The organism is Nesterenkonia lutea (assembly GCF_014873955.1).
Lineage (GTDB): Bacteria > Actinomycetota > Actinomycetes > Actinomycetales > Micrococcaceae > Nesterenkonia > Nesterenkonia lutea.
Genome location: NZ_JADBED010000001.1, coordinates 1,464,430 through 1,491,406 on the forward strand (window position 1 = coordinate 1,464,430; position 26,977 = coordinate 1,491,406).

Sequence of the window (26,977 nt, forward strand, 5' to 3'; positions counted from 1 at the left end):
GACGAGAGGTTCGGCACAGCCTCTCAACATCTGAGATCGTGCCTGTTCAGTCGGTCTTCTCCTCGTGGCGCGGGAAGATCGGTGCGGGCTTCTCGATGCTGGTGCCGGGCACGAGCTCCTCGCCGAAGGCCGCGAAGCTGCGCGGCCCCGATCCGGAGGCGTTCGTGACTCCAGCGTCTCCGGAGGCTTCGATGTTCAGCGCGTCCAGCAGCTTCGACGCCGACTCCGGGATGACCGGCTGCACCAGCAGCGCGACCTTGCGCACCACCTCAGCGGTCACGAAGAGCACAGTGTTCATCCGAGAGAGATCGGTCTTCTTGAGCTTCCAGGGCTCCTGCTCGGCGAAGTAGGCGTTGGTCTCCCCGAGGACGAACCACGTCCGCTCCAGCGCGCGGTGGAAGTCCTGCATGTCATAGGCGGTCCGGCTGATCTGCAGCAGCTCCTCCGCCTGGGCGAGGATCCGCCGATCCGCAGCCGTGCGCTCGCCAGGCTGCGGGACCATGCCCTCGCAGTTCTTCACGATCATCGACAGGGAGCGCTGGGCGAGATTGCCGAGGTTGTTCGCGAGATCCGAGTTCTTGCGGCCCACGACAGCCTCGTGGGTGTAGGACCCGTCCTGCCCGAACGGGAACTCGCGCAGCAGGAAGAACCGCACCGGGTCCAGGCCGTATTCGGCCACCCAGTCGGCCGGGGCGACCACATTGCCCACGGACTTGGACATCTTCTCCCCCGCATTGTGCAAGAAGCCGTGGATCATCACCCGCCTGGGCAGCTCGAGCTCCGCGCTCATCAGGAACGCGGGCCAGAAGATGCAGTGGAATCGGGAGATGTCCTTGCCGATGACATGCACATCGGCGGGCCAGAACCTGCGGAAGCTCTCCGACTCGGTGTCGGGGAAGCCAGCTCCGGTGATGTAGTTGGTCAGCGCGTCCACCCAGACGTACATGACGTGGTCCAGGTCCGTCTCGGGCGCGGTGAGATCCTTCGGCACCGGGACGCCCCAGTCGAACGTGGTCCGGGAGATGGAGAGATCCTCCAGGCCGGACTCGACGAAGCGGATCACCTCGTTGAATCGGCTGCGCGGCCCGCCGAAGTCCGGATTCGCCCGGTAGAAGTCCAGCAGCGGCTCCTGGTACTTCGAGAGCCGGAAGAAGTAGGACTCCTCCTCCGTCCAGGTGACCGGAGTCCCGGTCTCGGCGGCATAGCGCTCACCATCGGCCCGGAGCTCCGTCTCGTCCTCGGTGAAGAAGCGCTCGTCGCGCACCGAGTACCAGCCTGCGTACTTGTCGAGGTAGATGTCGCCCGCATCGACCATGCGACGCCAGATCGCCGTGGACGCCGCGTAGTGGTCCTCATCGGTGGTGCGGATGAAGCGGTCATAGGAGACTCCCAGGACCTCGTCGTCGACCCGTTTGAACTCGGCCGAGTTTCGGGTGGCGAGCTCGCGGGGAGAGATGCCCTCCTTCTCGGCGGACTGCTGCATCTTCTGCCCGTGCTCGTCGGTTCCGGTCAGGAAGAGCGTCTCATAGCCGTCGAGCCGCTTGAAGCGCGCCATCGCATCGGAGGCGATGTACTCGTAGGCGTGCCCGATGTGCGGGGTCCCGTTGGGGTAGGAGATGGCAGTGGTGATGTAGAACGAGGGCTTGGAGGAAGTCACCTTAGGAATTTACCCCACGCTCGCGGGCCGATGCAGAGTTCGGTCTTCAAGGGTTCAGTCTTCAAGGTCGACCTCGGCCGCCAGGGTGGCCTGCACCTCGGAGCTGATCTCGTCGAGCACTCCGGCACCCAGGGCGGCATCGACGGCCAGCACGGCCAGCGCACGCCCGGCCTTGGTGTTCTGCGAGACCTGCATCCCGGCGATGTTGACCTGGTGCTCGCCGAGGATCCGACCCAGCGCACCGACCACTCCGGGGCGGTCCGCGTATTCCAGGACCACCAGGTGCTCGGTGAGCGCGATCTCGAGGTCGTAGCCGTTGATGCCCACGATCTTCTGGATCTGCTTGGGGCCGGTGAGGGTGCCGCGGACCTCCAGGTTGGTGCCCGAACTGGTGGCTCCGCGCACGGTGAGTGCGTTGCGGTAGTCCTCGACCTCGGTGGTGGTGGTCAGCCGCGTGGAGATCCCGCGCTGTTCGGCCAGCACGGGGGCGTTGACATAGGAGACCTGTTCCGAGACCACATCGGTGAACAGACCCTTGAGGGCGGCCAGCTGCAGCGCAGAGACGTTGAGCTCGGCGATCTCGCCGGCGGCCTCGGTCTCGATGTCGGTGAAGGCGTCGGTGGCCAGGGCGTTGAGCACCCGGCCCAGCTTCTCGATCAGCGGGATGCCGGGGCGCACGAGCTCGTCGATGGCGCCTCCGGCGACGTTGACCGCGTCCGGCACAAGCTCTCCGGCCAGCGCCAGGCGCACCGACTTCGCCACGGAGACGCCGGCCTTCTCCTGGGCCTCGGCCGTGGAGGCGCCCAGGTGCGGAGTGACCACCACGTTCTCACGGGTGAAGAAGGGCAGATCGGTGGAGGGCTCGGCGGCGAAGACATCCACCGCGGCCCCGCCGATGCTGCCCTGAGCAAGGGCCGTCTCGAGGTCAGCTTCGTCGATGAGTCCGCCGCGGGCCACGTTGACGACGAACGCGGTGTCCTTCATCTTGGCGAAGGACTCGGTGTTGAGCATGCCCAGGGTCTCGGGGGTCTTCGGCATGTGGATGGTGATGACATCGGCCCTGGCGTAGAGCTCCTCGAGGCTGACCAGCTGCGCGCCGAGCTGGTGGGCGCGCGCCGAGGTGACATAGGGGTCATAGGCGATGATCTCCATGTCGAAGGCCTTCATGCGTTCGGCCACGAGTCCGCCGATGCGACCCAGCCCGATCACGCCGAGGGTCTTCTCCGCGAGCTCGATGCCGGAGTACTTGGAGCGCTTCCACTGTCCGTCGCGCAGCGCCTGGTGCGCCGGGGAGATGTGCCGGGCCAGGCCCAGGATATGGGCGCAGGTGAGCTCCGCGGCGGAGGTGATGTTCGAGGTCGGGGCGTTGACGACCATGACGCCGGCCGCCGTGGCGGCCTTGATGTCGACATTGTCCAGGCCCACGCCGGCCCGGGCCACGACCTTGAGCTGCTTGGCATGGGCGAGCACCTCGGCGTCGACCTGTGTGGCCGAGCGGACCATGATCGCGTCCGCATCGGCCAGGTCGGCGAAGAGCCGCTGGCGATCGGTGCCGTCGGACTGGCGGATCTCGAAGTCCGGGCCGAGCGCCTCGACGGTGGCGGGTGAGAGTTCTTCGGCTAGTACGACGACGGGGCGTGAGGTGCTCACAGTGTCCTTCTTCTGGTCTGGGCGCGTGGCGGGGCGGAGGGAGGCGATGGTCAGTGCAGGCGGTGGTCAGTGCCGGCGGTGGTCATGGAGGCTCTGGCAGACATGGTCAGCGGGGCGGGCCGAGTGGGCCCGCCCCGCTGACCGCATGAGCTCATCGAGCGGTGGAACCCTCGGTGTAGTCATCGTCCTGCGGGATCCAGGAGAACAGCTTGCGCAGCTCGCGCCCGGTGGACTCGATCGGGTGCGACTCGTTCTTCTTCCGGAGCTCGTTGAACTCCTTGCCGCCCTCGCGCTGGTCGTCCATGAAGCGCTTGGCGAAGGCTCCGGACTGGATGTCGGCCAGCACGGCCTTCATGTTCTCCTTGACCTCCGGGGAGATCACGCGGGGCCCGGAGACGTAGTCGCCGAACTCTGCGGTGTCCGAGATCGACCAGCGCTGCTTGGTCAGGCCGCCCTCGACCATCAGGTCGACGATCAGCTTGAGCTCATGGAGCACCTCGAAGTAGGCGATCTCTGGCTTGTAGCCCGCCTCGGTGAGGGTCTCGAAGCCGTACTGGACCAGCTGCGAGGCGCCGCCGCAGAGGACTGCCTGCTCGCCGAAGAGGTCGGTCTCGGTCTCTTCGGTGAAGGTGGTCTCGATGACGCCGGCGCGGGTGCCGCCGATGCCCTTGGCGTAGGCCAGCGCGATGGACTTGGCCTGGCCGGAGGGGTCCTGCTCCACGGCGATCAGTGCGGGCACGCCGCGGCCTGCCTCGTATTCGCGGCGGACCACGTGGCCGGGTCCCTTCGGAGCGACCATGGCCACCCCGACCTCGGCCGGCGCCTCGATGTAGCCGAAGCGGATGTTGAAGCCGTGGGAGAACAGCAGCACATTGCCGGAGACCAGGTGCGGCGCGATCTCGGAGGAGTAGACCTCGGCCTGGTGCTGGTCCGGGACCAGGATCATGATGACATCGGCCTCGGCGGATGCCTCGGCGACGGTCTTCACGGTCAGGCCCTGCTCCTCGGCCTTGGCCTTGGAGCTGGAGTCGGCTTTCAGACCGACGACGACGTCGACGCCTGAGTCGCGCAGGGACAGCGCGTGGGCGTGGCCCTGCGATCCGTAGCCGATGACAGCGACCTTCTTGCCGCTGAGCACGGACAGGTCGGCGTCGTCGTCGTAATAGAGATCAGTCACAGTGAGGTCTCCTCAAGGTTGGGAATTGAAGGTTGGGAATCGGTGATCATCAGATCGGTGTTCAGCGCAGCGCTCTGTCGGTCATGGATTTCGCACCCCGGGAGATGCCGAGCGTGCCGGAACGCACGATCTCACGGACTCCGTAGGGCTGAAGGACTTCCAGAAGGGCGTTGAGCTTGTCAGGTGCGCCGGTGGCCTCGACGGTGAGCGAGTCCACGGAGACGTCCACGATCTTGGCGCGGAAGAGCTCGACGGCCTGGGTGACCTGCAGACGGGTGGGCGAGTCAGCCTTGACCTTGATCAGCAGGTGTTCGCGCTGGACCGAGTTCTCCGGTGCCAGCTCGATGATCTTGATGACGTTGATCAGCTTGTTCAGCTGTTTGGTGATCTGTTCCAGCAGCACCGAGTCGGCATGGACCACGATGGTGATCCGGCTCAGCCCGGGCAGCTCCGAGGGGCCCACGGCCAGGGAATGGATGTTGAAGGCGCGGCGGGCGAACAGGCCCGAGACCTTGGTCAGCACGCCGGGCACGTCCTCGACCAGCACGGAGAGCGTGCGCCGTGGGGCCGGCGAGGCGGTTTCGTTCGTGGCCATGCTCTAGTCCTCCTCGTCCCATTCCGGGGTCAGGTTGTGCGCGAACTGGATGTCGCTGTTGGAGACCCCGGCCGGGACCATGGGCCAGACCATGGAATCACGGGAGACCACGAAGTCCACGACCACGGGGCGGTCATTGATCGCCATCGCCTCGGCGATCACGGCGTCGATGTCCTCCGGCCTGTCACAGCGCAGCCCGGCGCAGCCATAGGCCTCGGCCAGCTTGAGGAAGTCGGGGATGCGCACGACCTCCCCGCCTGCGGCGGTCTGCGAGGTGTTCAGGTGGGTGTTGGAGTAGCGGGACTCGTAGAACAGGGTCTGCCACTGGCGCACCATCCCCAGCGAGGAGTTGTTGATGATCGCGACCTTGATCGGGATCTTGTTGATCGCGCAGGTGGCGAGCTCCTGGTTGGTCATCTGGAAGCAGCCGTCACCGTCGATGGCCCAGACCACGCGGTCCGGGTTGCCCACCTGGGCGCCCATGGCGGCGGGCACCGCATAGCCCATGGTGCCCAGCCCCCCGGAGTTCAGCCACTGCCGCGGGCGCTCATACTTGACGAACTGGGCGGACCACATCTGGTGCTGACCGACCCCGGCCACATAGACCGCCTCGGGACCGGAGGCCTGGCTGATCTTCTCGATCACCTGCTGCGGGGCGATCTTGCCGTCCTCCGGGGCGGTGTAGCCCAGCGGGTAGGTCTTGCGGAAGTGGTTCAGCTGCTTCCACCAGCCGCTGATGTCGGTGCGCCCGTGCTTGGCGACCAGCGCATCGAAGGCGGTGGTCAGCTCGGGGACGACTTCCTTGAGCGAACCGACGATCGGCACATCCGCCGCACGGTTCTTGGAGATCTCCGCAGGATCGATGTCAGCATGGATCACCTTGGCGTCCGGGGCGAAGCTCTCCAGCTGACCGGTGACCCGGTCGTCGAAGCGCGCGCCGAGGGTGATCAGCAGGTCCGAGCGCTGCAGCGCGGCCACCGCGGAGACGGTGCCGTGCATGCCGGGCATGCCGAGGTTCTGGTGATGGGAGTCCGGGAAGGCCCCGCGGGCCATCAGGGTGTTGACCACCGGAGCACCGACGGTCTCGGCCAGGGCATGGAACTCCTCCGAGGCCTCGGCCTTGATCATTCCGCCGCCGATGTAGAACACCGGGCGAGAGGCACCCTGGATGAGTCGGGCGGCTTCGCGGATCTGCTTGGAGTGCCCGCGGGTCACCGGCCGGTAGCCGTTGAGCTCGATCTTGGGCGGCCAGGCGAAGGTGGTCTTGGCGGCCTGCGCGGATTTGGTGATGTCGACCAGGACGGGGCCGGGTCGGCCGGAGGATGCCAGGTGGAAGGCCTCGGCCATCACTCGGGGGATCTGGTCGGCGTCGGTGACCAGGTAGGAGTGCTTGGTGATGGGCGTGGAGATGCCGACGATGTCGGCCTCCTGGAAGGCGTCGGTGCCGATGACCGACGCGTTGACCTGTCCGGTGATGGCGACCATGGGGACCGAGTCCATATGGGCGTCGGCCAGCGGCGTCACCAGGTTGGTGGCGCCGGGGCCGGAGGTCGCGAAGCAGACCCCCACCTTGCCGGTGACCATGGCGTAGCCCTGGGCGGCGTGTCCGCCGCCCTGCTCGTGGCGCACCAGGATGTGGTTGATCTGCTCGGAGTCCATCAGCGGGTCATAGGTGGGAAGAATGGCACCGCCCGGGATCCCGAACACGTCTGTCACACCCAGCTCTTCGAGGCTGCGGATGATCGATTGCGAGCCTGTGACCGCCACCGGTTCCACTGTGCGGCCGGGGCCGTAGAGTCGCTGGTCGGCAGAGGTCCCAGCGGCGCTGCTGGTTGCTTTCGAGGCCAGCAGCGCTGGACTCGTGGCTGTCAGATTGCTCATCTTTTCCTCAGTCTCTGGTTCCCGAATTGCTGGTCCAAGAAGTCTCTGGTCCATGGAGAATCCACTCCGGTCAAGAGAAAACCCCGGCTGATAAGCCTCTGTGGGGGCTCTCTGCCGGGGTGAGCGTCTGCGTCAGCTCCAGTTCAACCGTCCGGCTGCCTCCGCGGAAGCAGACGAGCGGCCGACCTGGGGCGCGTGAATCACTTCACACTTCCCCCGGCGGCGGCTACGGGTACTACCGCTAGTAGTTGACGCATGGCCCCATGCTTTCGCGGCCTGTGACCCGTGTCAACATCCCGGATACCCGTCTCACATGGTGGAAATCCGGGGAGCCCTCCTGTGCGGGCCGCTCCGAGCCGCCCGCACAGGAGGGTCCTCGGCTCATCCGCAGTAGGCGCCCTCGGCGGCCGAGCGGACCAGTTTGGCGTACTTGCCCAGCACGCCGGTGGTGATGAAGGGGGGCAGCGGAGTCCAGTCCTGCTGCCTGGTGGCGAACTCCGCCGGATCCACGACCAGGTCGATGGTGCGCCCGGCGATGTCCACCCGAATGGTGTCCCCGTCGGCCACGAAGGCGATGGGGCCGCCGTCGACGGCTTCTGGGGCGATGTGGCCGATGCACAGCCCGGTGGTGCCTCCGGAGAAGCGACCGTCGGTGATCAGCAGCACGTCCTTGCCCAGCCCGGCGCCCTTGATGGCTCCGGTGATGGCGAGCATCTCCCGCATGCCGGGACCGCCCTTGGGGCCCTCATAGCGGATGACGACGACGTCGCCGGCCTGGATGCGACCCTCCTCGAGGGCCTTGAGCGCCTGCTGCTCACGCTCGAAGACCCGGGCGGTGCCCTCGAAGACCTCGGCGTCGAAGCCTGCGGACTTGACCACGGCACCCTCGGGGGCGAGCGAGCCGGAGAGCACCGCGATGCCGCCGTTGTGGTGCATGGGGTTGTCCAGCGCACGGATGATCTTGCCGTCGATGTCCGGCGGGTTGATGGCTTCGAGGTTCTCGGCCACCGTCCTGCCGGTGACCGTGAGCGCGTCTCCGTGGAGCAGCCCGGCGTCGAGCAGGGCGCGCATCACCACCGGCACTCCCCCGACCCGGTCGACGTCGGCCATCACATACTGGCCGAAGGGCTTGAGGTCACCGAGGTGAGGGATCTTGTCCCCGATGCGGTTGAAGTCTTCCAGCTTCAGCTCCACGCCGGCCTCGCGGGCGATGGCGAGCAGGTGCAGCACCGCATTGGTGGACCCGCCGAAGGCCATCGTGACGGCGATGGCGTTCTCGAAGGCCTTGAGGGTGAGGATGTCGCCGGTGGTGATGCCCTTCCGGAGCAGCTCCACCACGGCCTCGCCGGACTTGTGCGCGTAGTGGTCCCGGCGGCGATCTGCCGAGGGCGGGGCGGCCGAGCCCGGGAGCGACATGCCCAGGGCCTCGCCGATGCAGGCCATGGTGTTGGCGGTGTACATGCCGCCGCAGGCACCTTCGCCGGGGCAGATGGCGCGCTCGATCACGTCGAGGTCCGCCTCGCTGATGGTGCCGCGGGCACAGGCGCCGACGCCTTCGAAGGCGTCGATGAGCGTGACCTGCTTCTCAGTGCCGTCGGCGAAGCGCGCGACACCGGGCATGATCGAGCCGGCGTAGAGGAACACGCTGGAGAGGTTCAGCCGGGCTGCGGCCATCAGCATGCCGGGAAGGGACTTGTCGCAGCCGGCGAGCAGCACGGAGCCGTCGAGGCGCTCGGCCTGGATGACGGTCTCCACGGAGTCCGCGATGACCTCTCGGGAGACCAGCGAGTAGTGCATTCCTTCATGGCCCATGGAGATGCCGTCGGAGACGGAGATGGTGCCGAACTCCAGCGGGTAGCCGCCGCCTGCATGCACGCCCTCTTTGGAAGCCTTGGCCAGGCGGTCCAGCGAGAGGTTGCAGGGGGTGATCTCGTTCCAGGAGCTGGCGATGCCGATCTGGGCCTTGGAGAAGTCATCGTCTCCCATGCCGACGGCGCGCAGCATGCCGCGTGCGGGGGCACGGGTGTAGCCGTCGGTGACCTCCCAGCTGCGTGGCTTCTCCGGAGTGGAGGGTCCGGTGACCGCGACGGGAGGGGTGAAGGGCGCGCCGCCCTGGGACGTGTTCGTGGGGGTGCTCTCAGCAGTGGGCTCAACCATGCTCTGAAGTCTATGCCCGTCGCAGCGGCCGCGGCACCCGCATCGCCGCCGTCTCAGCATTCAGAATCGAACTGGCATGGAGCGATGGATGTCCCCTGGGGAACCGGCAGGGTTCGGATACCCTCGGAGGCATGGACGATCCCCTGGTCCGCGGCGCCGTGCTGGACGATCAGACCCGCTGCCGGCACTACGCGGGGCCGCTGGACGTCGTCGCCATCCGGTTCTTCTGCTGCGACCGCTGGTACCCCTGCCTGAGGTGCCACCAGGAGGCCGAGGCACATCTGATCCGCCGCTGGGCACCGGGGCGGCGCGCTGAGCTCGCGCTGCTCTGCGGGGTCTGCCGCCGCCGGTTCAGCATTGCGGAGTACCTGCTGGCGGACCGGTGCGCGCACTGCGGGGCCGGGTTCAACCCGGGCTGCGCGGCCCACCATCAGTTCTACTTCGAAATCTGACCCCCTGCCCCACTCCCCACGCGTTGCGGGGGGGAGGGTCAGCCCATCTGGTCGACGACGGTCTCTGCGACCTCGCGCATGGACAGGCGGCGATCCATGGAGGTCTTCTGGATCCAGCGGAAGGCCTCTGGCTCGCTCAGACCCATCTTCGTGGTCAGCAGGGACTTCGCCCGCTCCACGAGCTTGCGCGTCTCGAACTTGTCTGCCAGCGAGGTGACCTCGTCCTCCAGCGCGCGGATCTCGTCAAAGCGCGCCATCGCCACCTCGATGGCCGGGATGAGGTCGTTCTCCGTGAAGGGCTTGACCACATACGCCATCGCGCCGGCCTCGCGGGCGGACTCCACCAGGTCTCGCTGAGAGAAGGCGGTGAGCATCACCACGGGAGCGATGCGCTCCTCCGCGACGATCTTCGCCGCAGAGATGCCGTCCATGATGGGCATCTTCACGTCCATGACCACCAGATCGGGTTCGGTCTCGCGGGCGAGCTCCACGGCCCGCTCGCCGTTGTCCGCCTCACCGACCACGTCATAGCCGGCTCCGGTGAGGATCTCCACGATGTCGAGCCGGATCAGCGTCTCGTCCTCGGCGACCAGCACCCGGCGGGCCGCGCTCGACTCCCGGGGCAGCTCCTCCGGGGCCTCACGAGCCGGTGCCGCGGGTGTGGCCTGTGCTGCACGGGCCTCTGTCGCGGGTGTCGCCACTGCGCGGGCTTCTGTCGCAGGTGTCGCCGCTGCGCGGGCTTCCTCGACGGGGGATTCCTCGGGGGCACCAGCGCCACCGGCCTGAGTCTGTTCGCTCACCGTTCTCCTTCTGGTCCCTTGTCCTGCCTGGTGCCCGAAGTGGGACTCGAACCCACACACCAGTGGTACCGCATTTTGAGTGCGGCGCGTCTACCGATTCCGCCATTCGGGCTGGGCCGAGGGGGCAGGTGCCGCCCTCGACGATGCTGTCCTCGGAGCCTTGCGGCTCCGCGGACAGCATCATCCTACCCGGGCGTCACCCGGGCGTTGAAGATGGCCGCGCCCTCGGGGCGCGGCCGGGGGCTCAGCTCGCGCTGGCGGCGCTGGGGGCGCTCGCCGCCGGCCAGGGTCCGACGGGCTCCTTGTTCGGCGGTGCGGTGTCCCCTCGACGCAGCGTCTCGACGTCGCCGGCGTCGTGCAGATCGCCGATACGGTGCACCTTGACCATGTTCGTGGTCCCGGCCTGTCCTGGAGGCGATCCGGCGGCGATGACGACGAGCTCGCCCATCTCGGCGGCGCCCTCTTCGAGCAGCAGCTTGTCCACCTGGGCCGTCATGGTGTCCGTGTGGGTGGCGAACTCCACCCAGCGAGGCTGCACGCCCCAGGAGAGGGTCAGGATGTTGTGCGTGTGCTCCACGTGGGTGAAGGCGAAGATGTTCTGCTTGGGCCGCAGGCGCGAGAGCCGGCGCGCGGAGTCCCCGGAGCGGGTGAACGTGGTCAGGTGGGCGATGTCCAGCTGATCCGCGATCTCCTTCGCGGCGCGGGTGATCGCGCCGCCGCGCGTCTTGGGCCGGGTGCCGAGCTCGGGGATCCGGCTCAGGCCCTTGGACTCGGTGGTCTGGATGATCCGGGACATGGTCTCCACGGTCTCGACCGGGTACTTGCCCACGGAGGTCTCACCGGAGAGCATGACCGCATCCGCACCGTCGAGCACGGCGTTGGCGCAGTCCGATGCTTCGGCGCGGGTCGGACGCGGGCTCTCGATCATGGACTCGAGCACCTGGGTGGCGACGATGACCGGCTTGGCCCAGCGGCGGGCCAGCTCCACCGCGCGCTTCTGCACCAGCGGGACCTCCTCGAGCGGAAGCTCCACGCCGAGATCGCCGCGGGCGACCATGACGGCGTCGAAGGCGTCGACGATGTCCTGCAGGGCCTCGACCGCCTGGGGCTTCTCGACCTTGGCGATGACCGGGACGCGGCGTCCCTCCTCGTCCATGATCCGGTGCACGGCCTCGATGTCCGCGGCGTCGCGGACGAAGGACAGGGCGACCATGTCGAAGCCGAGGCGCAGCGCCCAGCGCAGGTCCTCCTCGTCCTTGTCCGAGAGGGCGGGCACGGAGACGGCGACGCCGGGCAGGTTGATGCCCTTGTTGTTGGACACCTTGCCGGGGACGGTGACCTCGGTGTGCACGTCGGTGTCGGTGACCTCCACGGCGCGCAGGGAGACCTTGCCGTCGTCGATGAGCAGCGTGTCACCGACATTGACGTCTCCGGGCAGGCCCTTGAACGTGGTGGAGCAGCGGTCCTTGGTGCCCTGGATGTCCTCGACGGTGATCGTGAAGCGATCCCCCACCTCGAGCGCATGCTCGCCCTCGATGAAGCGACCGAGGCGGATCTTCGGGCCCTGCAGATCGGCGAAGATGCCCACCGCCGTGCGCAGGTCCTTCGAGACCTCGCGCACGGTGTTGTAGGTCTCCTCGTGGACGCTGTAGTCGCCGTGGCTCATGTTCACCCGGGCGACGTCCACGCCGGCTTCGATGAGTCGGCGGGTCGTCTCATAGCCTGCTGTGGCTGGGCCGAATGTGGCGACGATCTTGGCGTGTCTCATATCTCACCTTGTCCTATCTCGATTGCTGTTAAGCGTTCTGATGGACTGGCACGACACTGGACCAGGACCTTTCGTCTCCGAGCCTATAACAGTCAGCCTGTGAGCGAAATCGCACGATCCGAGGGCTTGACAGGTGCCGGAAGGCGGGTCTCACCCTCCAGATACTCGTCCACCTTGGCGGCCGCGGCGCGGCCCTCCGCGATCGCCCAGACCACCAGGGAGGCGCCGCGTCCGGCGTCGCCCACTGCGAAGACGCCGTCCACCGAGGTCTTGTAGTCCTCGGCGCGGGAGATGTTCCCGCGGGCGTCGAAGTCCACTGCGAGCTGTCCGATCAGCGTGTCCGACTCTGCTCCGGTGAAGCCCAGCGCCAGCAGCACCAGATCAGCGGGGATCTCACGCTCGGTTCCGGGCTTCGGAGAGCGCGACCCATCGGCGTTGTACTGGGTCTCGGCGACCTGCAGCGCACGCACCTGACCGTTGTCGTCGCTGAGGAACTCGACGGTCGAGGCCAGGTAGCTGCGCTCGCCGCCCTCCTCGTCAGCGCTGGTCAGCTCGAAGACGCGCGGGTCCATGGGCCAGGGCTCATGATCGGGACGCTCCGAGGGGAGTTCCTTGCCGATGGCCAGGGTGGTCACCGACTTCGCGCCGTGGCGGTGCGCGGTGCCGATGCAGTCGGCGCCGGTGTCGCCGCCGCCGAGGACGACGACGTGCTTGCCGTCCGCGCGGATCTGGTCCTCGACCTCGTCGCCGGAGGTGGCCTTGTTCGACTGCACGAGGTACTCCATGGCGAAGTGCACCCCGTGGAGATCACGACCGCCGACGCCGAGGTCGCGCGGCACCATGGCGCCGGTGGCCAGGACGACGGCGTCGTAGCTCGCCTCCAGGGCATCCCAGGTGATGTCGGCGCCGATCTCCGTGGAGGTGTAGAACCGGGTCCCCTCGGCCCGCATCTGATCGATGCGGAACTCCACGTGGTGCTTCTCCATCTTGAAGTCCGGGATGCCGTAGCGGAGCAGCCCGCCGAGGCGGTCGTCGCGCTCGTAGACGGCCACAGTGTGTCCCGCGCGGGTCAGCTGCTGGGCCGCGGCAAGGCCTGCCGGGCCGGAACCGACCACGGCCACCGTCTTGCCGGTGAGCCGCTGGGGCAGCACGGGCTCCACGTAGCCGCGCGCGATCGCCTCATCGGCGATGGCGACCTCCGACTGCTTGATCGTGACCGCGGGCTGGTTGATCCCCAGCACGCAGGAGGTCTCACAAGGCGCCGGGCAGATGCGGCCGGTGAACTCCGGGAAGTTGTTGGTCATGTGCAGCCGGGAGGAGGCCTCCTCCCACTGATCGCGCCAGATCAGGTCGTTCCACTCCGGGATGAGGTTCCCCAGCGGGCAGCCGGTGTGGCAGAACGGGATGCCGCAGTCCATGCAGCGGCTCGCCTGGGTCTGCACGACGCCGCGCTCATTGCGCTCATAGACCTCATTGAAGTCCATGATGCGCACGGGCACGGGCCGGGAGGGCCGGTCCTGACGCTCTCGATGCTTCATGAATCCACGCGGATCAGCCACGGGTCGCCTCCAGAATCTTCTGCCATGCCTCGTCGCCGTCGGGATCCAGACCCTCGTCGAGGGCGCTGGAGCGGGCGCGGAGCACAGCGTCGTAGTTGCGCGGGAGCACCTTGGTGATGCGCGCATAGGTCTTCTCGGGATCGTTCAGCAGCTTCTCGGCGACCGCGCTTCCGGTCTCCTCGTGGTGGCGACGGAGCAGGTCGCCGATGATCGCCCGGTCCTCCTCGTCGGGTTCTTCCAGCAGCAGGTCGCCGTTGATCCGCGCCTGCGAGTTGATCTTCTGCTCGTCGAAGTCCACCAGGAAGGCGGTGCCTCCGGACATCCCGGCGCCGAAGTTGCGACCGGTCGGACCCAGGATCAGCGCCTGTCCGCCGGTCATGTACTCGCAGCCATGATCGCCGATGCCCTCCACCACGGCGGTCGCACCCGAGTTGCGCACCAGGAAGCGCTCCCCGACCTGTCCGCGCAGGAACATCTCCCCGGCGGTGGCGCCGTAGCCGATGACGTTGCCGGCGATGACGTTCTTCTCTGCGATCAGCGGCGCGGACACGTCCGGGTGCACGATGATGCGCCCGCCGGAGAGTCCCTTGCCCACGTAGTCATTGGCATCGCCGGCCAGGTGAAGGGTGATCCCATGCGGCAGGAAGGCTCCGAGGGACTGACCGGCCTCGCCGGTGAGCTCGACGACGATGGTGTTGTTCTCCAGCGTCTTGAGTCCCTGCGCCTTGGTGACCTCGTGGCCGAGCATGGTGCCCACCGAACGGTCGGTGTTGATGACCTTCTTCTCGATCTGCACCTTCTCGCCGTGGGCGATGGCGGAGCCCGCCAGCTCGATCAGACCCATGTCGAAGTGCTTCTCCAGCTCATGGTCCTGGCCACGGGTCCGGCGCAGCATCGTGGCGGTGATCGGATCATTGGGGTCATAGCCGTCCAGGACCGCGCCCAGGTTCAGCCCGGCGGACTTCCAGTGCCGCTTGGCGTCGTCCATGTTCAGCGCGTCGATGTGTCCGATGGCCTCGTCCAGCGTGCGGTAGCCCAGCTCGGCGAGGTATTCGCGCACCTCCTGGGCCACGAACTCGAAGAAGTTGACCACGTGATCGGCCTTGCCGGTGTAGCGCTGCCGCAGCAGCGGGTTCTGCGTGGCCACGCCGACGGGGCAGGTGTCCAGGTGGCAGACGCGCATCATGATGCAGCCGGAGACCACCAGCGGCGCGGTGGCGAAGCCGTACTCCTCGGCTCCCAGCAGCGCGGCGATCACGACGTCGCGACCGGTCTTGAGCTGACCATCGACCTGGACGGTGACGCGTTCGCGCAGTCCGTTGAGCATGAGCGTCTGCTGCGCCTCGGCCAGCCCGAGCTCCCAGGGGGTGCCGGCGTGCTTGAGCGAGTTCAGCGGCGAGGCGCCGGTTCCGCCGTCGTGACCTGAGATCAGCACGACGTCGGCCTTCGCCTTGGTCACGCCGGCGGCCACAGTGCCCACTCCATGCAGGGAGACCAGCTTCACGTGGACCCGGGCGCCGGTGTTGGCGCGCTTGAGGTCGAAGATGAGCTGGGCCAGGTCCTCGATGGAGTAGATGTCGTGGTGCGGCGGAGGCGAGACCAGGGCGACGCCGGGAGTGGAGTGCCGGGTCTCGGCGACCCAGGGGTACACCTTCTTGCCCATGAGCTGCCCGCCCTCACCGGGCTTGGCTCCCTGAGCCATCTTGATCTGCAGGTCATCTGCATGGGTCAGGTATTGGCTGGTCACGCCGAAGCGGCCCGAGGCGACCTGCTTGACCGCCGAGCGACGCTCGGGGTCCTCCAGGCGGGCGGGGTGTTCGCCGCCCTCGCCGGTGTTGGACCGGCCGCCGAGTCGGTTCATCGCGATGGCGAGGGTCTCGTGCGCCTCCTGGGAGATGGAGCCGTAGCTCATCGCCCCGGTGTTGAACCGCTTGACGATCTCACCGACGGACTCGACCTCTTCGATCGGCACCGGCTCGCGCTGGGCGCTGAGCTTGAACAGACCGCGCAGGGTCAGCAGCGCCTCGGACTGATCATCCACGGACTTGGTGTACTCCTTGAAGATGTCATAGCGACGGGTCTTCGTGGAGTGCTGCAGCTTGAACACGGTCTGCGGGTTGAACAGATGCGGCGGGCCTTCTCGGCGCCACTGATACTCCCCGCCGATCTCCAGCTCGTCGCCGCGGCCCAGATCGTTGCCGTCAGCCGGATAGGCCCGGGAGTGACGCTGCAGGGTCTCGGCGGAGAGCACATCCAGACCGACCCCGCCCATGGGCGAGTGCGTCCCGGAGAAGTACTGGTCGACCACGTTCTGCGCAAGGCCCACTGCTTCGAAGGTCTGCGCGCCGCAGTAGGAGGCGACCGTGGAGATTCCCATCTTGGACATGATCTTCAGCACGCCCTTGCCCAGCGCGGTGAGCAGGTTGTGCACGGCCTGTTCCTCGGAGACGCCGCTGATCTCGTTGCGGCGCACCATGTCCTCGGCGGTCTCCATGGCCAGGTAAGGGTTGATCGCGGCCGCGCCGTAGCCGATGAGGCAGGCCACATGATGGACCTCGCGGACGTCTCCAGCTTCCACGACCAGGGAGACCCGGGTGCGGTTGGCCGACTTCAGCAGATGGTGATGGATGGCCGAGAGCATGAGCATCGAGGGGATCGGTGCCCACTGCGCGTTGGAGTCGCGATCCGAGATCACGATGTAGCTGACCCCGCGGTTGACCGCGGCGGAGACCTTCTCGCAGATCTCGCGGATCCGCTGCCGCAGCTCCTCCTCCTGGGATCCGGCCCGGTAGAGGGCGCGGACCTTCAGCGCGATCTTCGCACCCTCGTCATTGCGGATGTTGGCGATCTTCGCCAGCTCGTCGTTGTTGATCACGGGGAAGTCCAGGGCGACCTGCTGGGACTTCACCTGCTCATTGCTCAGCAGGTTCCCGCTGGGTCCGATGTGCAGGCCCAGCGAGGTGACCAGCTCCTCGCGGATGGCATCCAGCGGAGGATTGGTCACCTGGGCGAAGGTCTGCACGAAGTAGTCGAAGAGCAGCCGCGGTCGGTCCGCGAGCACGGCGATGGGGGTGTCGGTGCCCATGGCGCCCAGCGGCTCGGCGCCGGCCGTGGCCATCGGCCCGATCAGGATGCGCAGCTCCTCGAGGGTGTAGCCGAAGGTCTGCTGGCGCAGCCGGACGGACTCCGAGGGGTGACGGACGTGCAGCCGCTCGGGCAGGTTCTTCAGCTCGACCAGGTTGTCCTCGACCCAGTCGGCCCAGGGGGCGGAGGAGGCCAGGTCGGCCTTGATCTCCTCGTCTTCGATGATGCGTCCCTCGACGGTGTCCAGGAGCAGCATCATGCCGGGGGCGACTCGGCCCTTGCGAACGATGCTGGAAGGCTCGAGGTCCACGACCCCGACCTCGGAGGACATGACCACCAGACCGTCGTCGGTGACCCAGTAGCGCGCAGGGCGCAGACCGTTGCGGTCGAGCATCGCACCGACCTGCTTGCCGTCGGTGAAGGCGATGGCGGCCGGACCGTCCCACGCCTCCATCAGCTGTGCGTGGTACTGGTAGAAGGCGCGCAGACCGGGATCCATGGTCTCGTGGTTCTCCCAGGCCTCCGGGATCATCATGCGCATGGACTGGGCCAGCGGACGCCCGGAGAGCATGAGCAGCTCGGCGGCCTCGTCGAAGCTGGTCGAATCGGAGGCCCCCGGAGTGCAGATCGGGAACAGCGACTCGGGGTCCTCCCCGAGCAGCTCCGAGGACATCATGGACTGGCGCGCACGCATCCAGTTCCGGTTGCCCTTGACCGTGTTGATCTCACCGTTGTGCGCGATGTTGCGCAGCGGCTGAGCCAGCGGCCAGGAGGGGAAGGTGTTGGTGGAGAAGCGCGAATGCACGATGCCCAGGGTGGTCTTGAAGCGCTCGTCCGAGAGGTCCGGGAAGAAGGGCTCCAGCTGCGCGGTGGTCAGCATTCCCTTATAGGTGATCGTCTTGGAGGACAGCGAGGGGAAGTACACGCCCAGCCGGTTCTGTCCGCGCTTGCGCAGCCGCCAGCCCCGCTGGTCCAGCGAGCCTGAGGCGGAGTCCTGGAACTCGAAGGAGTCTTCAGCGGCCAGCCCGAGGAAGACCTGCCGGAAGAACGGCATGGACTCTTTGGCCAGGGTGCCGATCATCGAGGCATCGATCGGGACGTCGCGCCATCCCAGGACTCTCAGGCCCTGTTCGACGGCGAGGTCGCTGAAGCTCGCGCACATGCTCTCGCGCTCAGCCTCTGACTGCGGCAGGAACGCGGTCCCCGCGAGGTACTCCCCCGCCGGCGGCAGATCGAACTCGGTGACGGCGCGGAAGAACTCATCGGGGATCTGGGTGAGCAGACCGGCTCCGTCTCCGGTGCCGACGTCGCCGCCCACGGCACCGCGGTGCTCGAGGTTGCGCAGCGCGACGAGCGCATGGTCGACGATGTCGTGGCCGGGCTCCCCGCGCAGGGTCGCCACGGCGGCCATGCCGCAGTTCTCGTGCTCATTGGCGGGGTCGTAGAGGCCGGCCTTCTCGGGGAGAGCGGCAAAGCGCTGATAGGGACTCATGACCTGGAGCGCGTCTGCGCCGGCAGCTGCCTCGAGTGATTCGAGAGTAGACATGACGGTCTTCCTTCCTCCGCATGCGGACGTTTCATGGGAGGGGACGTCTTCGGCCCCTGCGTGGTGCACGGAGTCTGGGCTCGTTCCGGGGCCGGTCAGACTGTGCGTCTCGGCCCGGGAGGAATCTCCAGCGTCCGTCGGTCTTCTGTCCTGCGTGACGCAGTCAGGCTGCGATCCTGCGCGGCTGGGGTGTGTCCCGGCGCTCGGTGCTCAGGCGGCACGGATTGGTCGGGTGCCGCCGTCGTGGTCATCCCGCTGATGGGCAGGGGATCAGACCAATCTTCCTGCCAGCCGACTCGTGTTGCAAGTTCGATCTCAGGATCTGGGACGGTCCTGCTCCCCCGGGCTGGACGGTTCAGCGGCCTGATCCGCCTGCTCGCCGCCGGTCTCACCGGCGGTCTCTGCCGCGGCGGTGCCCCGGTCTGGGGACTCGTCGGGATCCGGTTCGACGGCTTCGGCGGAGTCCTGGGCAGACTCTCGGTCCGCAGCGGCCTGCGAGTCCTGGGCTGACGGCGGGTCCTGGTCAGACTGCGGATCCAGGGGTGCGTCGACGACGCCGGCCCCGTGATCCTCTGCGCCTCGCGGGCCCTGGCCGGGGCGGTAGATCTCCAGCTCCTCAGCCAGCGCCACCTCGGTGCGGGGGCGACGGGTCCACAGCCAGATGAGCATGGCCAGCGCGATGAGGAACAGCAGCACCGACATCCACATGTTCAGCCGCCATTCGACGCCGAAGATGTCGATCCACTGGGTGGACTTGGTCATCTCGTCCACGCGCAGCGACTCCACCCAGAAGCGGCCCAGCGAGTAGTAGGCGACGTAGGTCCAGGCGAGCAGTCCCTGCTTGACCGCGAACCGGCGGTAGAGGGCGAGGAGCAGGAAGAAGCCGATCAGGTTCCAGATGCTCTCGTAGAGGAAGGTCGGGTGGAAGAGGGTGTCCTCTCCCGCGCCCAGCGGCGGGGCCTGGTGGCGCTGCGAGGTGTCGATCTGCAGTCCCCAGGGGAGATTGGTGGGGCCGCCGTAGAGCTCCTGGTTGAACCAGTTGCCCCAGCGGCCGATGGCCTGGGCGAGCAGCACGCCCGGGACCAGCGCGTCGGCGAAGGCTCCGAACTTCATGCCGTAGCGGCGGCAGGCGAACCAGACGCCCACGCTGCCCAGGGCCACTGCGCCCACGATGCCGAGGCCTCCCAGCCAGACCTGTGGGATCAGGGAGAGGTCCCCGTCCTCGCCGAAATAGGCGTCCGGGGAGGTGACCACGTGGTAGAGCCGACCGCCCACGATCCCGAGCAGGACCGCCCAGATCAGCGCGTCGAAGACGTTCTCGGGCTGGCCTCCGCGGGACTTCCAGAGCCGGCTGGCCACGAAGTACGCGACGAGGATTCCCAAGCCGATCGCCAGCCCGTAGAACCCGATCCGCAGCGGACCGACGAGATCGATCCCGTCGGTGGGAGGCGACGGGAAGGCGGCACTGATCTGGGCCCCCGCTGACGCGGCGGTTTCAGTGACGGTCTGCAGCGCGCTGACCGGACTGGGGGTGTGAGACACGGTGTCCTCTCGCAATGATGGTTCGCCGGCGCTGCGCCGGAGCGCAGAGCAGGCTGGTTCGTGATCCGGTGCAGTCTATGTCATCGGGCCGCGCGGGCCCCGGTGAGCTCCGCGGTCAGTGCGGCCACAGCCTCGGGTCCCCCGTCGCGCAGCGCGGCGACCAGCGCAGTGCCGACGATGACGCCGTCGGCGTAGCGTCCGATCTCCTGGACATGGGCACGCGTGGAGACTCCCAGGCCCACACAGACACGCTCGGCGCCGACGCCCTTGGCGGCGGCGACCACGCGCTCAGCGGCATCGGACACCTGGTCCCGAGCACCGGTCACGCCCATGACCGAGACCCCGTACACGAAGCCTCGTGAGGCTGCCACGATCTTCGCGACTCGCTCCGGCGAGGAGGTGGGAGCGGTGAGGAAGACCCGGTCCAGTCCGTGCCGGTCGGTGGCCTCGATCCATTCACGGGCCTCGTCCGGGATGAGGTCCGGGGTGATCGCCCCGGCGCCTCCTGCGGCGGCCAGGCGGCCGGCGAACTCCTCGGCACCCATCCGGTCGATCAGGTTGTAGTAGGTCATCACCAGCACGGCGGCGTCGGTGGCCTTGACCACGGCCTCGACGATCTCGAAGACCTCCGGCAGGCGGAACCCGCGGGCGAGCACCTCGGTGGTGGCCTGCTGGATCACCGGGCCGTCCATCACCGGATCCGAATAGGGGACCCCGATCTCGATCACGTCAGCACCGTTGCGGGCCAGCTCGATCGCGGCCGCGATGGAGGTCTCCTTGTCCGGGTAGCCGGCCGGCAGGTACCCCACGAAGGCGGCCCGGCCCTGGGCGCGTGCGGCCTCGATGGCACCGGCGGTCTTGGAGGTGGTGGCCTGGTCCTGAGGGCGTGCTGCTTCGCTCATGCCTGGACTCCCGTCTCGGGTGCCGGAGACGGGCTGCTCTGCCCGGTCTTCTCGGCGGTCTCCGTCTCTGCCGCCGGGTCGTTGCTCTGGCCCGGGAGCAGCCTGAACCACTCGGCCGCGGTCTCCACGTCCTTGTCCCCGCGTCCGGAGAGGTTGATCATGATGATCCTGCCCTCGCCTTCCTCGCCCCAGCTGCGCGAGAGCCGTGCGGCCCCCGCCAGCGCGTGGGCGGATTCGATCGCGGGGATGATGCCTTCGGTGCGGCACAGCGACTCGAAGGAGGACATGCACTCAGCATCGGTCACCGGCTCGTAGGTGGCGCGCCCGGACTCCGCGAGATAGGCGTGCTCGGGTCCCACGGAGGGATAGTCCAGGCCCGCGGAGATCGAATGTGAATCCACGGTCTGTCCGTCCTCGTCCTGCATCAGGAAGGAACGTGCCCCGTGCAGCACGCCGGAGCGGCCCAGGGTGATCGCGGCGGCGTGCCGCCCCGTCTCGAGTCCGTCGCCGCCGGCCTCGAAGCCGTAGAGCGCCACCTCGGGATCATCGAGGAAGCCGTGGAACAGGCCCATCGCGTTGGAGCCTCCGCCCACGCAGGCGGCGACCACATCGGGCAGCCGTCCCTCCATGGAGAGGATCTGCTCCCGCGCCTCCTCGCCGATGATCTGGTGGAACCAGCGGACCATCTCGGGAAAGGGATGGGGGCCGGCCACGGTGCCGAGCAGGTAGTGGGTGTTCTCCACGGAGGCGACCCAGTCGCGCAGGGCCTCGTTGATGGCGTCCTTCAGCGTCTGGGCGCCGTGGTCCACGGGCACGACCTCGGCGCCGAGCAGGCGCATCCGAGCGACGTTGAGCGCCTGCCGCTTCGTGTCGGCGGAGCCCATGTACACCACGCACTCCATGCCCATCAGGGCGGCCGCGGTGGCGGTGGCGACTCCGTGCTGGCCGGCTCCGGTCTCCGCGATCAGCCGGGTCTTGCCCATGCGCTGGGCGAGCAGGGCCTGGCCGAGCACGTTGTTGATCTTGTGCGAGCCGGTGTGGTTCAGGTCCTCGCGCTTGAGGAAGATCCGGGCGCGTCCAGCCTCGGCGGCGAAGCGCGAGACCTCGGTCAGCAGCGAGGGGCGGCCGGTGTAGTCACGGCACAGGCGCTGGAACTCGGCGATGAACTCCGGGTCCGCCTTGGCCTCGCGGAAGGTCCGTTCCACCTCATCGAGGGCGGCGACCAGGGATTCCGGCATCCAGCGGCCGCCGAAGCTCCCGAAATAGGGACCCTCGTGGTCGCGGTACTTCTGTGTCTCCTCAGCGGGAGCGCTCATGGTCTCTCCTCAGTGTTCTTGGACAAGACTCGCGGTGCGGAAGCGACGCAGGGCCTCGGCGGGTTCGCCGTCCCTGACCAGCGCCTCGCCGACCAGCACGGCGTCGGCACCTTCGGCGGCGTAGTCAGCGACCACTGCCGGTCCGGTGACGCCTGACTCGGCGACCCTGACGACGTCGTCGGGAAGGTGACGCGCCATCGTGGAGTAGTGCGCGACATCGACCTCGAGGGTCTTGAGATTGCGGACGTTGACGCCGACGATCTTCGCGCCGACGGCCGCCGCCCGGGCGATCTCCTCCTCAGTATGCGCCTCCACCAGCGCCTCCATCCCCAGCTCGTGGGTCAGCGTGAGGAAACTCTGCAGCTGGGCGTCATCCAGCGCGGCGACGATCAGGAGCACCAGATCAGCCCCATGCGCCCGGGCCTCGTAGAACTGGTACTCGTCCACCATGAAGTCCTTGCGCAGCACCGGGATCTCCACGGCCGCACGCACCGCGTCGAGGTCGGCGAGGCTCCCGTTGAAGCGCCTGCCCTCGGTGAGCACGCTGATCACGGACGCTCCCCCGGACTGGTAGGCCCGGGCCAGACTGCCCGGATCGGGGATCTCTGCCAGCTCACCCTTCGAGGGCGAGGAGCGTTTGACCTCGGCGATGATGCGGACGCCCTGCGGGTCGGCGCGGCCCGCGCTCAGGGCTGCGTGCGCGTCCAGAGCGGGCGCGGACGCCGCGGCTCGGGCGCGGATCTCCTCCAGGCCGACGGCGATCCTGCGCTGCTCGAGGTCTTCGCGGACTCCGTGGATGATTGAATCGAGGACGCTCACCATTCAGTGTGCGGCGGATTCGGTGCGCCGCGACTGGCTGCCGCGCCGGCCGGTGTCCGTGCTGTCGCCGCGGCTGTTGTCCATGCTGGCGGGTCCCTGGTGGTCTCGGGCGCTCTCATGCTGGCTGAGCACCTTGTTCGCGTCCATCTCGACTCCGTAGCCCTTGGCCTTCAGCACCACACCCAGGATGATGGCCACCGGGAGGAACACGGCGGCGATCCAGACCAGGACCCAGACCTGGGTGACCATGCCGATGCCTGCGAGGATCGCACCGACCATGATGGTGATGCTGAGCGCCCATGCTGCGGGAGTGGATCCGTGCCCGATGTGGTCATAGTGGATGAATTCGTCATCCACCTTCTCGCCGGGTGCCGGCTCGGTGTCGCGCAAAGCTGAGGTGGTGCTCATGCTGGTCCTCTCTGGAACGTGCTGCGGTGCTCATTGACTCTGCTGACCATTCTGCCATGTATGGTCAGGCGCTGCGGTCGGTGACGTCCGGCGACGACCTCGCACGACATGCGCGCAGGCCCGCGCGCATGTCGTGCGCAGGATGGTGCCGGCCCGGAGGCGCGCAGCGTGCGTCCCTCCGGGTGCTCAGCGGTTCGGGTCGGTGGGATCAGTGCCCTCGGAGAGGCCATCCCAGAGGTCGAACTCGTCGGGATCCGGCCTCCCGGCGCTGCGGTCGGAGCCCTGCGGACCGTCCCCGCTCGTGGAGGCCGGCCCGGGTCCGGTCCGGGGGGCCTGGCCGCCGGAGGCCCGCCCCTGCGGATCCTCCGAGTCTGTGGAGACCTGGTACTTCCGGGCCCGCCTGTCGGGCCAGCGGTGGGAGACCAGCAGCAGGGCCAGCGCGGCGATCAGCAGCAGCAGCGCGCCGAGGAGTCCCATCCAGACCGCCGCGGAGAGCTCATACTGCTGAGCCTGGGCGGTGGTCCCGGTGATCTCTCCCAGCGCGGCGGCGGCGGCGGATGCCGGGTCTGCGAGCACTGCCCGGATGGCCAGCAGCGCGATGATCGAGGCGCCGAAGAGCACCGAGCCGATGAGCACCCGGCCGAGCAGCTTCGCGATGGTGACGGCCAGGCCGGCGGCGAGGCCGACCAGACCCATCGCCGTGACGGTCTCGACCAGCTCGGCGCCGGAGATCTCCACCTCCTGCACCGCGGAGGTGGAGCCGAGACCGGAGGCGCTCACCCAGGGCAGCGTGGAGGAGATCAGCAGAAGCGCGCCGCCGATGAGGCTCATCCACACCACAGTGCGTCGGGTCAGCGCCCTGCGGATCCGGGTGGACCATGCTGAGGAGCCGCGGCCCTCGTCCGACGTGGCCTCGTGCGGGGTGGTCTCACTCATGTGTGCTCCAGTCGGTCGGCCGCCAGCACCGCGCGCAGCGGCGCCGCAGCCTTGTTGACGGTCTCTTGGCGCTCGGCGTCGTCCTCGGAGTCCGCCACGATCCCGCCGCCGGCCTGGACGAACGCGCGTCCGTCCTTGAGCAGCGCTGAACGGATGGCGATGGCTGCGTCCATGCGACCGGAGAGGTCGAAGTACCCCACCACTCCCCCGTAGATGCCGCGTCGTGTCGGCTCCCACTCGTCCAGCAGCTGCAGCGCCCTGGGCTTGGGCGCCCCGGAGAGCGTACCGGCCGGGAAGGTCGCCGCCAGCACGTCATAGGCGCTGTATTCGCTGGCGAGCTCTCCCTGGACGTGACTGGTCAGGTGCATCACATGGCTGAAGCGTTCAACGGCCATGAAACGGGTGACCTGGACAGATCCGGGCACGCAGACCTTGGCCAGGTCATTGCGCGCGAGGTCCACCAGCATGATGTGCTCAGCGCGCTCCTTCTGGTCCGCCAGCAGGTCCTCAGCGAGCTCGGCGTCTTCACGGGGGGTCTCCCCGCGCGGTCGGGTGCCGGCGATGGGGTGGGTGACCACAGTGGTGTCCTCCACCGTGACCAGCGCCTCCGGGGAAGCGCCGACCAGCTGGTACGGCTCCCCGGTGGGCGTCTCGAAGTGCATCAGATACATGTAGGGGCTCGGATTGAGCAGCCGCAGCATCCGGTAGACCGCCAGCGCGTCCACGTCGGTCTCGACCTCGAAGCGTCGGGAGACCACGATCTGGAACACTTCTCCGTCCACTATGGCCTGTTTGGCCCTGGACAGGGTGGCCAGATACTCGTTCTGGTCCCAGGCGTGGACCACACGGTCCTGCAGGTCGCGCTCCACCGCCGCGCCCCAGTCGGGCTGCGCGGTGGAGACCACGGGCGCCGCCGGCTCGGCGAGCTTCGCGGCCATCGCATGCAGCCGGTCCACAGCATCGGCGTAAGCCCGCTCGGCTCCGGTGTCGAGACCGTCGAAGTTGATGGCGTTGGCCACCAGGGTCACGGTGCCGTCCCGGTTGTCGTGGACCGCCAGGTCAGAGACGAGGTTCATGGCCATCTCGGGCACATGGAGATCGTCCACCGGCGGGTGGGGCAGCTTCTCCCAGTGGCGGATGACGTCCCAGCCCGCATAGCCGACCAGTCCCGAGGTCAGATGCGGCAGCTCGTCGATGAAGGGACGGCCGCGGGTGGAGCGGCCGGGCTCCCGGGCGGTGCCGGCGAGGAACTCGAGTGTGTCGCGCAGCACCTGCGCGGTGGTGCCGTGCAGCGGGGTGCCGTTGGGCGGGGTGCCCATCCAGTGGGCCGCGCCGTCCTTCTCGCTGAGCGTGGCCGAGGAGCTGACGCCGATGAAGGAGTGCCGGGACCAGGCGGCGCCCGGGGCGGCCGATTCCATCAGGAAGGTGCCTGGACGCGCCTCGCCGCGCTGATCGGCGGCCAGTGCGCGATAGATGCTCAGCGGCGTGTGCGCATCGGCGAGCAGGGTCATGGTCACCGGGATCACGCGATGGTCGTGGGCGAGCCGGATGAACTCACCACGGCCCGGGACCACTGTGCCGAGATCATGCATGGTCGATCTCCCGTCCCGTGAAGCAGCTGGTGGTGCCGGTGTGACAGGCCGGGCCGGTCTGGTCCACCTTCAGCAGCACCGTGTCACCGTCGCAGTCGAGCGCGATCGAGACCACCTGCTGCACGTTGCCGGAGGTTGCTCCCTTGCGCCACAGCTCCTGGCGCGAGCGGGAGAAGTACACGCCCTGGCGGGTCGCCAGTGTGAGGGCCAGGGCCTCGGAGTTCATCCAGGCCAGCATCAGCACCTCATTGCTCGCCGCATCCTGGGTGATGACCGGGATCAGTCCGTCCGCGTTGAAGCGCACAGCGTCCCGGATCTCGGGCGAGAGCGGGGCTGTCGGGTCGGTGGCTTCTGTGCTGCTCATCCGTTCCTCATCTCACCGGGTGACCGGCAGATCGTATGGCGTCCTTGACCTGGTCGATCATGTCGATCGGGCCGAAGTGGAACATGGAGGCCGCCAGCACGGCGTCGGCGCCGGCCGCGATCGCAGGCGGGAAGTGTGCCGGGACTCCGGCGCCGCCGGAGGCGATCAGCGGAACCCGCGTCACCGCGCGCACCGCGGCGATCATCTCCGTGTCGAAGCCGTCGCGGGTCCCGTCAGCGTCGATGGAGTTCAGCAGGATCTCGCCGACGCCGCGCTGGGAGGCCTCGCGGCACCAGTCCAGGGCGTCGATGCCGGTCCCGGTGCGGCCGCCGTGGGTGGTGACCTCGAAGCCGGACTCGGTGGCGTCGCTGCGCCGGGCGTCGAGGGAGAGCACCAGGACCTGGTTCCCGAACCGGCCTACGATCTCGTTGATCACCTCGGGGCGGGACACCGCGGCCGTGTTGATCGAGACCTTGTCGGCCCCGGTGCGCAGCAGCCGGTCCACATCGGCCGGCGAGCGCACTCCCCCGCCCACGGTCAGCGGGATGAAGACCTCTTCGGCGGTCCGGGTGACCACGTCGTAGGTGGTCTCCCGGTCTCCTGAGGAGGCGGTGACGTCGAGGAACGTCAGTTCATCGGCGCCGGCCCGGTTATAGCGGTGCGCCAGCTCCACCGGGTCCCCGGCGTCGCGCAGGTTCTCGAAATTGACCCCCTTGACCACGCGACCGGCGTCGACGTCGAGACAGGGGATGACTCGCACTGCAAGTGTCAT

At 68.0% G+C, this 26,977-nt stretch carries 20 protein-coding genes and 1 tRNA gene; 1 reads left to right on the forward strand and 20 read right to left on the reverse strand.

Translation table 11 applies throughout. The features are described 5' to 3' along the window. Positions 1–46 precede the first annotated feature (46 nt). The 6 genes from metG to ilvD form a co-directional block, all read right to left on the reverse strand. Entirely contained in the window at positions 47–1,657 is a 1,611-nt protein-coding gene (gene metG / locus H4W27_RS06670; protein WP_192595238.1) for a methionine--tRNA ligase, read from the reverse strand. A gap of 54 nt (positions 1,658–1,711) precedes the next feature. Continuing rightward, positions 1,712–3,307 (reverse strand): phosphoglycerate dehydrogenase, encoded by a 1,596-nt coding sequence (gene serA / locus H4W27_RS06675; RefSeq protein WP_192595239.1) that lies wholly within the window; start codon positions 3,305–3,307, stop codon positions 1,712–1,714. A gap of 151 nt (positions 3,308–3,458) precedes the next feature. Further along, the gene (ilvC, locus tag H4W27_RS06680; RefSeq protein WP_192595240.1) at positions 3,459–4,484 is read right to left on the reverse strand and encodes a ketol-acid reductoisomerase; all 1,026 of its coding nucleotides are present in this window, start codon (positions 4,482–4,484) and stop codon (positions 3,459–3,461) included. Positions 4,485–4,545: 61 nt separating this feature from the next. Then, on the reverse strand, positions 4,546–5,079 hold the full coding sequence (gene ilvN, locus H4W27_RS06685; protein WP_192595241.1) for an acetolactate synthase small subunit: 534 nt from the start codon (positions 5,077–5,079) through the stop codon (positions 4,546–4,548). A gap of 3 nt (positions 5,080–5,082) precedes the next feature. Next, a complete protein-coding gene (locus tag H4W27_RS06690) occupies positions 5,083–6,960 on the reverse strand; it encodes an acetolactate synthase large subunit (protein ID WP_192595242.1) in 1,878 nt (625 codons plus the stop codon). A gap of 381 nt (positions 6,961–7,341) precedes the next feature. Beyond that, on the reverse strand, positions 7,342–9,117 hold the full coding sequence (ilvD, locus tag H4W27_RS06695; RefSeq protein WP_192595243.1) for a dihydroxy-acid dehydratase: 1,776 nt from the start codon (positions 9,115–9,117) through the stop codon (positions 7,342–7,344). 131 nt (positions 9,118–9,248) lie between these two features. Between ilvD and H4W27_RS06700 the strand changes: the two genes are divergently transcribed. Further along, a complete protein-coding gene (locus H4W27_RS06700; protein WP_192595244.1) occupies positions 9,249–9,569 on the forward strand; it encodes a CHY zinc finger protein in 321 nt (106 codons plus the stop codon). 38 nt (positions 9,570–9,607) lie between these two features. Here the strand turns inward: H4W27_RS06700 and H4W27_RS06705 are convergent, their stop codons facing one another. From H4W27_RS06705 to hisF, 14 genes are all read right to left on the reverse strand, one after another. Continuing rightward, complete coding sequence (locus H4W27_RS06705) at positions 9,608–10,195, reverse strand: ANTAR domain-containing response regulator (RefSeq protein WP_192596475.1); 588 nt, start codon at positions 10,193–10,195, stop codon at positions 9,608–9,610. Between the two features lie 202 nt (positions 10,196–10,397). After that, a tRNA-Leu gene (locus H4W27_RS06710) sits at positions 10,398–10,481 on the reverse strand. A 132-nt stretch (positions 10,482–10,613) separates the two neighbouring features. After that, a complete protein-coding gene (gene pyk, locus H4W27_RS06715) occupies positions 10,614–12,137 on the reverse strand; it encodes a pyruvate kinase (RefSeq protein WP_192595245.1) in 1,524 nt (507 codons plus the stop codon). A 92-nt stretch (positions 12,138–12,229) separates the two neighbouring features. Further along, positions 12,230–13,696: a glutamate synthase subunit beta gene (locus tag H4W27_RS06720; protein ID WP_192595246.1), complete on the reverse strand. Its 1,467-nt coding sequence runs from the start codon at positions 13,694–13,696 to the stop codon at positions 12,230–12,232. After that, on the reverse strand, positions 13,689–18,326 hold the full coding sequence (gene gltB / locus H4W27_RS06725; RefSeq protein ID WP_225939030.1) for a glutamate synthase large subunit: 4,638 nt from the start codon (positions 18,324–18,326) through the stop codon (positions 13,689–13,691). Before gltB ends, H4W27_RS06720 begins: the two co-directional genes overlap by 8 nt. 315 nt (positions 18,327–18,641) lie before the next feature. Continuing rightward, positions 18,642–19,868, reverse strand: coding sequence for a prolipoprotein diacylglyceryl transferase (gene lgt / locus H4W27_RS06730; protein WP_192595247.1), 1,227 nt, complete (start codon positions 19,866–19,868; stop codon positions 18,642–18,644). An 80-nt stretch (positions 19,869–19,948) separates the two neighbouring features. Beyond that, positions 19,949–20,770 carry a tryptophan synthase subunit alpha gene (trpA, locus tag H4W27_RS06735; protein WP_192595248.1) on the reverse strand — a complete coding sequence of 274 codons (822 nt, stop codon included), beginning with the start codon at positions 20,768–20,770 and terminating at the stop codon, positions 19,949–19,951. Then, positions 20,767–22,086, reverse strand: coding sequence for a tryptophan synthase subunit beta (gene trpB / locus H4W27_RS13585; RefSeq protein ID WP_225939032.1), 1,320 nt, complete (start codon positions 22,084–22,086; stop codon positions 20,767–20,769). Before trpB ends, trpA begins: the two co-directional genes overlap by 4 nt. A 9-nt stretch (positions 22,087–22,095) precedes the next feature. Further along, positions 22,096–22,908, reverse strand: coding sequence for an indole-3-glycerol phosphate synthase TrpC (gene trpC / locus H4W27_RS13590; protein ID WP_225939033.1), 813 nt, complete (start codon positions 22,906–22,908; stop codon positions 22,096–22,098). Continuing rightward, positions 22,909–23,313, reverse strand: coding sequence for an HGxxPAAW family protein (locus tag H4W27_RS06745; RefSeq protein ID WP_192595249.1), 405 nt, complete (start codon positions 23,311–23,313; stop codon positions 22,909–22,911). Between the two features lie 186 nt (positions 23,314–23,499). Further along, positions 23,500–24,249, reverse strand: coding sequence for a Trp biosynthesis-associated membrane protein (locus H4W27_RS06750; RefSeq protein WP_192595250.1), 750 nt, complete (start codon positions 24,247–24,249; stop codon positions 23,500–23,502). Then, complete coding sequence (locus H4W27_RS06755; protein WP_192595251.1) at positions 24,246–25,841, reverse strand: anthranilate synthase component I; 1,596 nt, start codon at positions 25,839–25,841, stop codon at positions 24,246–24,248. Before H4W27_RS06755 ends, H4W27_RS06750 begins: the two co-directional genes overlap by 4 nt. Then, entirely contained in the window at positions 25,834–26,205 is a 372-nt protein-coding gene (gene hisI, locus H4W27_RS06760; RefSeq protein WP_192595252.1) for a phosphoribosyl-AMP cyclohydrolase, read from the reverse strand. The genes H4W27_RS06755 and hisI overlap by 8 nt, the downstream gene beginning before the upstream one ends. A gap of 7 nt (positions 26,206–26,212) precedes the next feature. After that, positions 26,213–26,977 carry an imidazole glycerol phosphate synthase subunit HisF gene (gene hisF, locus H4W27_RS06765; protein WP_192595253.1) on the reverse strand — a complete coding sequence of 255 codons (765 nt, stop codon included), beginning with the start codon at positions 26,975–26,977 and terminating at the stop codon, positions 26,213–26,215.

What these genes read in the sequence shown, in the direction of transcription:
- trpA (WP_192595248.1), bottom strand. Translation starts at nt 20,770, where the DNA reads ATGAGCGAAGCAGCACGCCCTCAGGACCAGGCCACCACCTCCAAGACC.
- ilvN (WP_192595241.1), bottom strand. Translation starts at nt 5,079, where the DNA reads ATGGCCACGAACGAAACCGCCTCGCCGGCCCCACGGCGCACGCTCTCC.
- trpC (WP_225939033.1), bottom strand. Translation starts at nt 22,908, where the DNA reads ATGGTGAGCGTCCTCGATTCAATCATCCACGGAGTCCGCGAAGACCTC.
- trpB (WP_225939032.1), bottom strand. Translation starts at nt 22,086, where the DNA reads ATGAGCGCTCCCGCTGAGGAGACACAGAAGTACCGCGACCACGAGGGT.
- hisI (WP_192595252.1), bottom strand. Translation starts at nt 26,205, where the DNA reads ATGAGCAGCACAGAAGCCACCGACCCGACAGCCCCGCTCTCGCCCGAG.
- H4W27_RS06755 (WP_192595251.1), bottom strand. Translation starts at nt 25,841, where the DNA reads ATGCATGATCTCGGCACAGTGGTCCCGGGCCGTGGTGAGTTCATCCGG.
- H4W27_RS06745 (WP_192595249.1), bottom strand. Translation starts at nt 23,313, where the DNA reads ATGAGCACCACCTCAGCTTTGCGCGACACCGAGCCGGCACCCGGCGAG.
- H4W27_RS06690 (WP_192595242.1), bottom strand. Translation starts at nt 6,960, where the DNA reads ATGAGCAATCTGACAGCCACGAGTCCAGCGCTGCTGGCCTCGAAAGCA.
- H4W27_RS06700 (WP_192595244.1), top strand. Translation starts at nt 9,249, where the DNA reads ATGGACGATCCCCTGGTCCGCGGCGCCGTGCTGGACGATCAGACCCGC.
- gltB (WP_225939030.1), bottom strand. Translation starts at nt 18,326, where the DNA reads ATGTCTACTCTCGAATCACTCGAGGCAGCTGCCGGCGCAGACGCGCTC.
- pyk (WP_192595245.1), bottom strand. Translation starts at nt 12,137, where the DNA reads ATGAGACACGCCAAGATCGTCGCCACATTCGGCCCAGCCACAGCAGGC.
- ilvD (WP_192595243.1), bottom strand. Translation starts at nt 9,117, where the DNA reads ATGGTTGAGCCCACTGCTGAGAGCACCCCCACGAACACGTCCCAGGGC.
- H4W27_RS06750 (WP_192595250.1), bottom strand. Translation starts at nt 24,249, where the DNA reads ATGAGTGAGACCACCCCGCACGAGGCCACGTCGGACGAGGGCCGCGGC.
- hisF (WP_192595253.1), bottom strand. Translation starts at nt 26,977, where the DNA reads ATGACACTTGCAGTGCGAGTCATCCCCTGTCTCGACGTCGACGCCGGT.